Here is a 10,152-nt window from a genome sequence, read left to right on the forward strand (position 1 = left end):
AGGATGAATGGCTCGTCCCCTTTCCAAAATGATTCGGGATGTGGCATCGCCCAGATCATCCGGTGAACCGAAAAATTCGACCGACAGTCGAACTAGAGGAAAGTTATATCTTGACAACCACTTGTCCTTTCCGAGAAGGGACATGGAAAAAGCAGAAAATTAAAAAACCAAGGGCGCCTCGCGGGAGGCGCCCTTGAGCATCGTCAATCGCACGGATCAGCAGCCGCAGGCGCCGCTGTCGTCGTCGTCATCGTCATCATCGCCGGCGTTATTGTCGTCGTCGTCCGCCGCGTCATCGTCGGCGGCATCGTCATCGGCGGCGTCATCGTCGGCCGCGCCTGCGGTGATCGTCACCGTCACCGTGTCCGCTTCGCTCGAGAGTTCGCCGTCGCTGACGGTCAGCGAGAAGACCGCCGTGCCCGGCTTGCTCGGCGTGAAGGTCGGCGTCGCGGTATCCTGGTTTTCCCATTCGACCTTCGGGCCGCTCACCTTCGTCCAGGTGTAGAACAGGCCGTCGCCGTCCGGGTCGGAACTGCCGGTGCCGTCAAGCTGCGCGGCCACGCCGGCCGGGGTGGCGAAATCGTCGCCCGCGTCGGCGATCGGGGCCGCGTTGCTGCCCTCGTACCGCATCAGGTTTTCGTACAGGCCGACGCTGAAGGCGTAACGATTGTTGACCCAGGTGAAGCCCATCTGGCCGCCGCTGAGGGCGGTGATGGATTCATCGGCCGTCCAGGTGTCGCCGCCGTCCTCGGTATACAGGATGACCGGCACGTATTGGATAACCTTGGCGCCGACGCCGAAGACCATGCCGAAGCCCGGGTTGACGAATTTCACGCCGACCGGATACCAGCCTCCCGACGCGCCGGGAATGGTCGCCGGCAGGGTGGCGGTCACGTCTTCCCAGTTTTCGCCGCCGTCGGTGGTGCGGAACAGGTAGGTGTAGTCGCCTTGCGTGGTGTATTCCTCGCCGACCACCCAGCCGTTATTTTCGTCGGTGAAGTAGATGCCCGAGAAGCCCATCGCCGCGTCGCTCTTCTGCACTTCCCAGGTTTTGCCGCCGTCGGTGGTACGGATGATCTTGCCGTTGAGCATTTTTTCGCCCTTGGCCGGGTTGTCGCGGAAGAACTCGTGGCGGTACACCGCGTTGGAGCTGAGCATCATCTGGTGCACGTGGTTTTTCACCAGGGCCTCGCCTTCGAGACCTTCCTTGCCGCTGTCGGGATCCCACTCGCCGATCGCCAGCCAGCCGGTGTCCTTGTTCACGAAATTGATCGTGTTGATGTAGTAGTCGGCGGAATCCAGGGCCGTGGTTTTCTGCCAGGTCTTGCCGCCGTCGGTGGTCTTGATGATGTAGCTGCCCAGACCGCCGGCATAGCCGTTGTTTTCGCCCAGCATCGAGATCGATTGGACCGACGCCTCGGCCACGTAAGGAATCTCGGCTTCCTCGAAGGTCGAGCCGTCATCCTCGGTATACCAGATCGACGGCCCGATGGTCATCGCGCAGGCGATCAGGCAGAGCATCTGCTGTCCCGGATCGGGACCGTATTTGTCGATGCATTCCTGGCTGACGCCCGAGCCGCCGAACAGGCCGAACTGGGTAGTGGTCATCGCCACCGCGGTCCGCGCGTCGGTGATGTGCAGCATATCGCACATCTCGCCCGGGTCGGAACTCATCGTGAAGGTGTAGATTTCCTCGAGATAGGCGCCGCCGTCGTTGCTGCGCCAGACGAACTTGAACCGGTCGATGTTGTTGGTCCAGATGCCGACCGCGAACAGGTTGTCCGGGGTGACCGCCGCGACATCGAGCAAAACGTTGTTGTAATTGCCGGCGACGACCCAAGGCTGCGTCCATTGGCCGTATTCGGCCAACGCCTGGGACGCCAGCGCCAATAAAAGCAAGCCGAGTAACACGAAAGTCCGCTTCATTCCTTCGCCCTTTCACGTGGTAAAAAAAGTCGCTCGCCGTCCGCCGCGCCGCCCGGCCCGCCGCCGGCGAGTTGAAATCCGGGGCCGATATTAAGCCGATTGTCCTTCCCCTGTAAACCTCCCGAACCTGCGCCTCACCGGCCGAAAGACCACATCCCCAGCTTGAATTTGCCGAACAAATCCTTGTTGGCCTCGATCATCCGGCCGTACTCCTCGAACGGCAGCCGCTCCAACTCGCCGGGCAGGGACTGCCACCGGCGGTAATCCTGCTCCGCCAGCCGATCCTTGCGCACGAAGGCGTAAACGCCCAGCGGTACGTCGCGATCCAGGTCTCGCTTCGCCAGCGGGCCACGGTTTTTCGCGATCGGAAACCACCGCAATTCGTAATTTTCATCCAATTCCGGATGCAGATACAGGTCGTACTGCGCCGGATCGACCGTCGTGCGCTGCAACCAGTCGCGCAGGCCTTCGACGTTTTTCGAAAATAGCGCCGGCAACTGCATGATGATTTCCGGCTGTAATCCCAGCACGTATTCGTAGTCGAACTTGTCGTGGCCGGCATGATGATAGCCGCGGATCGGCGCTTCCCGGGCGATGTGCCGATCGGTCAGGCCCAGGCAGTCGATCAGCCGGACGTCGGAATAGAAGCCGAAGGCGCCGATCGGCACTGTCGCCACGCGTGCCCGGGCCGGCATGGTATTGGCGAAAACCCGGCCGACGGCTTTGAAATCCTTCATCGGCTTGGCGAAGGCGCGGTGCTGCGCGATCGGCAACCCGGGCACGAACAAAGCCCAGCCGCAAAGCGCCAGCGCCGCGACGCTGCCGACCAGTGGCGACATCCAGGGAGACCGTGCCAGCCAATTCATTGCGGTTGCGCCCTTGTTCTTTGATTCCAGGTCGGTTTGGGCAAGCCGCCACAATCGCCAGGTGACCAGCATTAAAAACGGATACGCGGGCAAAAGAAACCGTTGAAAGGCGAAATAATCGCCCCCAACCCGCACCACATAAAGCAGCAGCGCCGTTATCAGGCCGATGGCCAGGAAAAACCAGCGCGGATTTTGCGCCAAGGCCCGGCGCTGGCGGATCACCAAAAAAAGCCCGACAAACGGCAAGACCGCGCCGAGCGCCGACCGGCCGATGTAGGCCAGGCCCGATTGCAGCAGCGGCCAGGGTGAGCCGCTTACCTTGGCGTAGGCGGTATTCGGGAAAAACGAATGGAAGTAGCGGGCCCGCCATAACCAATAAAGCCCGAACAAACCCCACGCCAGGTAGAGGAAGATCATTCCGCGCCGCGCCTTTTCCCGGCGATAGGGGATGAACCAGGAAAGCCCCAGCACCAGGCCGACGAGCACCCCTTCCGGATGCATCAATCCCGCCGCGAAGGCGAGCAGACCCGAACGCCAGGGCCAGCGGTTGTTTTCGTATTCGCCGCGATGGGCCACCCAGGCCGCCAGCCAGCAGAGGGAAAACAGCGCCGGTTCCATGCCCGACCACGACCAGAACAAGGCCGGCGGGCACAACGTCAGATAAACGAGCAGGAACCACTCGGCCGCGCCGGCTATCTTCACCCCTTCCCGCTTCAAATGCCGCCAAGCGAGCGCGACGACGCCGGCCCACGCCAATACTCCCAGCAATGCCGCGCCCGCTTCGGCGGCTCTTTTCGGCAGCAACGTCAGCGGCGCGAGCAGCAGCAATTGGCCAATGCTGGTATACCCCTCCACTCGGTCGCCGGGATTGTAAAAGAGTTCGCCGTGATGAATGAGATTGTCGGCATAGCGCAAGGTGATGAACGCGTCGTCCACCGGCGCCGCCGCGCGAAACAGCATGCCGACCAGGAAAAGCGCGGCAAACGCCGCGAAGAATACTCGGAGATCGCCCCAGGGGTTTTCGGGATGAATCGCGGGATCGCCCATTTTATCTTGAACCGGTTTCATCAGTGGCCCCGCATCCGGTTGCCGGCGCAAATCAATTGCCGAGGACATGAAATAGGATCCTTTCGAGGTAAAACGAGAGTATGGACATCGCGGGAAAGGCGGCGAAGAAAAATCGGAAATAATTTCCGTATCGCTAAGCGGTGTTTCATCCTGATTCGATCGGCGCTCTCACGGCGCGAACAATCGTGCCGTTGGATTCTTGTTAAAGCCGACGCAACCAGGAACCTCGCAGGCTACTGAAGAAATCCTCGGATAAGCCGTTGTGACCGGCGCGGTAAAGCGCCGACCCGGGCGCGATTATAGGCAGATGCTGAGTTACTGCCAAATTAAATCTATCTCTCAATGCAAAAAATATGGCAGAATTACTAAGGATTTGGCATTGAGTATCAATTTGTATCTTTGCTCGCGTTTGCGGCGGAGCGAATAAATATGAAAAAAGGCCTACTTATCCATCATGGCGATTTGGTCACCCTGGACCCCGCCCAACCCGTTGCCGAGGCGGTGGCCATCCGCGACGGGCGCATCGCCGCCGTCGGCTCGGAGGCCGATTGTCGCCGGGCCCTGGATGGAGATTACGAAACCGTCGATCTGCGCGGCGCGGCGCTCTTGCCCGGTTTCATCGATACGCACCTGCACCCGATCGGCACAATCCATTACGAGATGAACGCCAACCTGCGCGGCGTGCGATCCGTCGCCGAGTTGCAGGACCGTTTGCGCGCCATCGCCGCGGAGTTGCCGCCTGGCCAATGGCTGCTCGGGCTCGATTTGGACGAGCAGGACATGGACGAGCCGCGCCTGCCCGACCGCCACGACCTGGACGCCGCCTGCCCCGACCGGCCGCTGGTCGTGCTGAAACACGACGGCCACCAGGCGATCGGCAACAGCCGGGCCCTCGCCGCCGCCGGCCTCTCCGCGGCCACGCCGGACCCCGCGGGCGGCGTCATCGACCGCGAAAGCGACGGTTCGCCCGCCGGGCCATGCCGCGAAGCGGCGGTGGCGCGGTTGATGAGCGCGGCGCCGCTGCCCGAATTCGTCGCGCTGGTGGCGGGCGCCCGCAAGACGGCCCGCCGGCTCGCCTCGCGGGGCATCACGTCGGTGGGGGCGATTTTTCAGGTGGACGAGGACGGCCCGGCCGGCGCGCCCGGCGCCTTCGAAATGCCCGCGATGGCCATGTTGCTCGATCATTTCCCGATCAACCTTTACGGGCTTTTACTGGCGCACGATCCGGCGCCGTTCGAACAGGCGCGGCAGTCGCCGTTGCATTCCGGCGTCCCCGGCGGCCACCGCATCGGGGGCATCAAAATCATTGCCGACGGCAGTTTCGGCAGTTACACCTCGTTCATGCGCGAACCATTCGCCGACCGGCCGGACACGCGGGGGATGATGGTTTTAAACGACGAGGAACTATATCGGCGCATGGAATTCGCGCATCGGGCCGGGCTGCAGATCGCCGTGCACGTCATCGGCGACGCCGCCGCCCGCCGCGTGGTCGATCTGTTCGACCGCCTGCTGGCCGCCCAGCCGCGCGCCGACCATCGCCACCGGCTGGAGCACGCCTCGGTGCTCGACGCGCCGTTGCTGGCCGACATCGCCCGCCTGGGCCTGGTCATCGCAACCCAGCCGCTGTTTATCCACACCGAGAAAAAATGGCTGCACCGGCGCCTGGGAGCCGAACGGGCGAAACGGACTTACCCGTTCCGGTCGATCCTCGACGCCGGGATCCGCCTGGCGGGCGCCTCCGATTCGCCGGTCGAGTCGACCGACGTGCTGCAAGCCATCGCCTGCGCCGTCACGCGCGAAGGGTTCGAGCCGCAACAGGCCGTTACCGCGGCCGAGGCCGTGCGGATGTACACGCTGGACGCGGCCTACGCGCAATTCGAGGACAACGTGAAGGGCAGCCTCGCCGCCGGCAAGCGCGCCGACCTGGTGGTGCTGAGCGAAAATCCCCTCAAGGTCGCGCCGGAACGCATCGCCGCGATCCGCGTCCTGCGCACCTATTCCGCGGGCGAGGTTTTATACGAGGCGTGAAGTGACGATCCGCAGGCATGCGGCGCGAGGCGAACCGCCCCGGCGTTATTCCTGTGCCTCCGCGGCTTTGGCGATCAAATCGAACAGAATCGGCCGGTGGCAGTGGTTCTCGTCCTCGCAGTAGCAGCCGACCGCGACGGGCTGCACGGAGGCGACCCGGGCGAGGAACTGAATCACCTGCCGGGGGTCCTGCGCGCTCATTTCCTTCTCGTAGCGCCGGCGGAACTTGCGCCGGATCTTGGTCTCGTCACCCTTTTGGGACAGGTACCAGTGCACCAGCTCGCGGCTGGGGGACAATATCGGCAGCCACACGTCGAAGAAATCCCGCTTCTGGTAGTCTTCCTTGTGTACGCCGCGCGGCAGATACCGCACCGTGCCGATTCGCCAGCCTTCGCCGGGCTTGCGGGGCGTTCCGCAACGGAACTTGCTCAGCTTCACTTTCATTGATCCTCCTTTCCGATCTTCAGTTGAGGTCTGGGCGCCGCTTCCGGCCCGATGTGTGTACTCCATTGGGACACGGAAAACGAATGCCCCGGTGCAAGCACCAGGGCAAACCGTCGTGACGCGATCGCGCTCCCATCTTTGGCGTCCTCCGATTAAGTTATAAGCACGCTCGCGTATAATGGGGAGTGCCAATGAAGGGTATGAGTCATTTCGTGCGGATGCCGCCGCTCACGCTGCTGGCGCTGGCGGTGGTGTGCGGCTGTCATTTCCCGGGGGCGTCGGGCGGCGGAACCGCACAGTACCACCAGCTTTTCCACCGACGCGTAACTCATAGCTTTCTATGTCGGGTTGGGGAAATTCTGCTGGAAGCAGCTCAATCATGCAAAAAATGAGGTCGTTACCGTCGCGATTTCCAAAACTTGCGAGGTGAGCCAGGGCAAACCCGGATGGTAAAATCGTTTAACGGTTTTTCCCTTTGCCTGAACTTCGTATCGCCGCCTCAGGAATTCCTGTGGACACCGAATGGGGCGCGGAGCACAATGCGCGCATGAAAATTTTCGTCAGCAGCGTACAGAATGAATTTCAAGAAGAGCGGCGGGCCATCAAGGACTTCGTGATGGGTGACGCCCTGCTGCGACGCTACTTCGATGTTTTTTTATTCGAGGATCTGCCGGCCAGAGATCGCCATGTCGATGATGTTTATCTGGAGGAAGTGGAGCGCTTCGACGTCTATGTCGGCCTGCTTGGCAACGAGTATGGAAGCGAGGATGGGGCGGGCGTGTCGCCGACGGAGCGGGAATTCGATCAAGCGACCCAGGCGGGAAAAACGCGTCTGGTGTTCGTCAAGGGCGATGATGAGAAGGCTCGCCATAAAAAGATGGCGAAGCTGGTGCGGCGCGCGGAAGGGCAACTGATCCGACGGCAGTTCGCAAGCACTCATGACTTGAACGCGGCGCTGTATGCGAGCCTCATCGAATACCTGGAACAAAAGGGCCAGATTCGGACCCTGCCGTTTGATCGTGCAGCATGTCCGCGGGCAACATTGAAGGATATCTCCGCTGACAGTGTCCAGGCGTTCCTCGCGCGCGCCCGGCAGGAGAGGAGTTATGTCCTGCCGGAAAAAACGTCAGCCGACAAGGTCCTCGCGCATCTGGACCTCCTGGATGGCAAGAACCCGACGCATGCCGCCATCTTGCTCTTCGGAAAAAATCCGCAACATTTCCTACCGACCGCCGAAGTCAAGTGCTTACACTTCCACGGGACGCGGGTAAAGAAGCCGATCCCGTCGTACCAGATTTATCGCGGAACGGTTTTTCGCCAGGTGGACGACGCCGTGGATTTCGTCATGTCGAAACTCGCCCGCCGAGTAGGCACCCGCGCCCAGGGTCCGGCGGCGCCGGTCGAATACGAATTGCCGAAAGACGCCGTCGCCGAGGCCATCGTGAACGCTGTTGCCCATCGCAACTACGCGTCCAACGCGGGTGTGCAGGTGATGCTCTTTACCGACCGGCTTGAGGTTTGGAATCCCGGCGAACTGCCGCGGACTCTCACCCCGGAGCGCCTGCGGGAACCGCATGCATCCATCCCGCGAAATCCGCTCATCGCCGATCCGCTTTTCCTCACGCACTATATCGAGAAGGCCGGGACCGGCACACTCGCCATGATCGACCTGTGCCGACAAGCCGGTTTGCCTGAGCCTGACTTCGAGCAGCGAGCCGGGCAGTTTGTCGTCACGATCTGGCGCGATTGGCTGACGGATGCGGTGATGGCCGACCTTGCCTTGAATGAACGGCAAAAAACCGCTGTCGCGCAAGTAAGACGGGAAGGACGAATTTCAAATACGGAATATCAAACGCTGAATAGCGTTGCAAAACGGACTGCCCATCGAGATTTGAGTGAACTGGTTGAAAAGGGTGTCTTCCAGAAAGTCGGAACAACAGGGAAAGGCACTTTCTATTTACTTTTCAAAGGGGCCACAAAGGGGCCAAAGGGGCCACGCTAATCAGCCGTCGTCGTCGTATGACAAAGGGGCCATAAAGGGGCCAAACGGGCCACAACTCGTGGAGTCCCGCCAGATGTAGCTCCAAGAAAGGATTTTCATTGGCTGAGGGAAATTCCTCGCTCGACCTCCTACTCTCACACGACGCTCTGCGACGCCTCGCGGACGGCAAGTCCTTCATCCGGGGCGTGGAATACTTCAACGCCGGGCTTGCGGAGTCGATGACTGAATACGAGGGAGTCATCACCGCGAAGGTGTTGGGGTCCTACGAGTATCGGGTGCGTTTGTGGGTGAATGGTGACGCCCTGGATTACGAGTGCTCCTGCCCGCGGGGCGAGGACGGGGATTTCTGCAAGCACTGCGTGGCCGTAGGGCTGGCATGGCTGGCGCAAAAGGAGCCAGGAGCTAGGAAACGCAAGACCCGGAAGAAGCCGGACGTGACGATGGAGGACGTTCGGGACCATCTCCTGAAACAGGAGAAGCCGCAACTCGTCGACCTCCTGATGCAGCAGGTGATCGACGACGATGCACTTCGGCAAAGCCTGGTGCTCGAAGTCCTTTCCGCCCGCGGGGGCCGGATCGATATCGATGCTTACAAATCAGCCATCGATCAGGCAACGCGCACCGGCGGCTACGTTGAGTATGGCGCAGCGCGCGACTACGCGTGCGGCATCGACAATATCGCCGATTCCCTCGAAGAGTTCTTGGAGAAAGGCTTTGCCGCGGAGGTGATCGAACTCGCCGAGTACGCCCTGTCCGCCGTCGAAAGCGAGATCGGGCACGTTGACGATTCCGACGGTTACGCGGGCGGCACGCTTTCGCATATTCAGGAAATCCATCACGCCGCGTGCCTCAAGGCCAAACCCGATCCGGAGGAACTGGCCGTGCGCCTTTTCGCCTGGGAATTGAAATCCGACTGGGAGGTCTTTTACGGCGCGCTCGACACCTACGCGGACGTACTCGGCGAGAAGGGCACCGCGCGCTACCGGAAACTTGCGGAAGCGGAATGGGCCAAAGTCAAAACCGCGGCTTCCGGGGATCGGGACGATGCTCGTTACTATGGTCATCGTCATCGCATCACGAGGATCATGGAGAGCCTGGCGCGCTGGTCCGGGGACGTCGAGGCGCTTGTAGCGGTCAAGAGCCGCGACTTGTCCCACGCTTACGGGTATCTCCAGATCGCAGAAATCTACAAGGAGGCGAAGCAATACGGCAAGGCGTTCGAATGGGCGATGAAGGGGGTGAAGGCATTCCCGCAGCGCACGGATTCCCGTCTGCGTGAGTTCCTGGCAAATGAGCATCATCGCAGAAAGTAGCACGACCAGGCGATGGAACTCATCTGGGCCATTTTCACGGAGAGGCCGTATCTCGACTCATACAAGACTCTGAAGGATCACGCCGCACGCGCGAGGTCGTGGCCGCAATGGCGAGAGAAAGCTTTGACGTTTGTGCGGGATCAAATCGAAACGGAAAAGCGCAAGAGTAAAACGGATCGCTACACCTGGGGCCGATCCGCGGATCACTCCACCCTCGTTGAGATATTTTTATTCGAGGGCGATGCGGAGGCGGCCTGGAATGAAGCCAAAACGGGAGAATGCTCGGACAACATATGGATGAGGCTTGCGGAGATCCGGGAAAAGGATCACCCCGAAGACACGCTCTCGGTTTACAAAGCCCATATCGATCTGATCGTCGCGCAGACCAACGATAACGCTTACCGCGAGGCGGTTCGCTACCTTGATAAAATCCGCGGCCTCATGGAGCGATTGGGAAAAGCCGACGATTTCCCGACCTACCTGAATTCCGTTCGGGAAAAGAACA

The 10,152-nt window shown here is 61.0% G+C and carries 6 protein-coding genes and 1 pseudogene; 5 read left to right on the plus strand and 2 right to left on the minus strand.

Going from position 1 to position 10,152, the window contains the following annotated elements:
• The first annotated feature begins 238 nt into the window (after window positions 1-238).
• Window positions 239-343, plus strand: a pseudogene (locus GX444_19460) (FmdB family transcriptional regulator).
• Window positions 344-2,060: 1,717 nt separating this feature from the next.
• On the opposite strand, the gene GX444_19465 reads toward GX444_19460, so the two are convergent.
• A complete protein-coding gene (locus tag GX444_19465; GenBank protein ID NLH50759.1) occupies window positions 2,061-3,860 on the minus strand; it encodes a hypothetical protein in 1,800 nt (599 codons plus the stop codon).
• Window positions 3,861-4,289: 429 nt separating this feature from the next.
• Between GX444_19465 and GX444_19470 the strand changes: the two genes are divergently transcribed.
• Complete coding sequence (locus GX444_19470) at window positions 4,290-5,888, plus strand: amidohydrolase (GenBank protein NLH50760.1); 1,599 nt, start codon at window positions 4,290-4,292, stop codon at window positions 5,886-5,888.
• 45 nt (window positions 5,889-5,933) lie between these two features.
• On the opposite strand, the gene GX444_19475 is transcribed toward GX444_19470, so the two are convergent.
• A complete protein-coding gene (locus GX444_19475) occupies window positions 5,934-6,332 on the minus strand; it encodes a DUF488 family protein (protein NLH50761.1) in 399 nt (132 codons plus the stop codon).
• Between the two features lie 511 nt (window positions 6,333-6,843).
• On the opposite strand from GX444_19475, the gene GX444_19480 reads away from it, so the two are divergent.
• The 3 genes from GX444_19480 to GX444_19490 all read left to right on the plus strand — a co-directional run.
• Window positions 6,844-8,334 (plus strand): DUF4062 domain-containing protein, encoded by a 1,491-nt coding sequence (locus tag GX444_19480; GenBank protein NLH50762.1) that lies wholly within the window; start codon window positions 6,844-6,846, stop codon window positions 8,332-8,334.
• Between the two features lie 98 nt (window positions 8,335-8,432).
• Window positions 8,433-9,647 (plus strand): hypothetical protein, encoded by a 1,215-nt coding sequence (locus tag GX444_19485; GenBank protein ID NLH50763.1) that lies wholly within the window; start codon window positions 8,433-8,435, stop codon window positions 9,645-9,647.
• Between the two features lie 12 nt (window positions 9,648-9,659).
• Window positions 9,660-10,152, plus strand: a 493-nt coding sequence (locus tag GX444_19490; GenBank protein ID NLH50764.1) for a hypothetical protein, incomplete at its 3' end; no start/stop codon positions are given.

Source organism: Myxococcales bacterium, from assembly GCA_012517325.1.
Taxonomy (GTDB): domain Bacteria; phylum Lernaellota; class Lernaellaia; order Lernaellales; family Lernaellaceae; genus JAAYVF01.

Bases quoted from the DNA above. Each gene is read 5' to 3' on its own strand.
- GX444_19465 (NLH50759.1), bottom strand. From the start codon at position 3,860: ATGAAACCGGTTCAAGATAAAATGGGCGATCCCGCGATTCATCCCGAA.
- GX444_19470 (NLH50760.1), top strand. From the start codon at position 4,290: ATGAAAAAAGGCCTACTTATCCATCATGGCGATTTGGTCACCCTGGAC.
- GX444_19475 (NLH50761.1), bottom strand. From the start codon at position 6,332: ATGAAAGTGAAGCTGAGCAAGTTCCGTTGCGGAACGCCCCGCAAGCCC.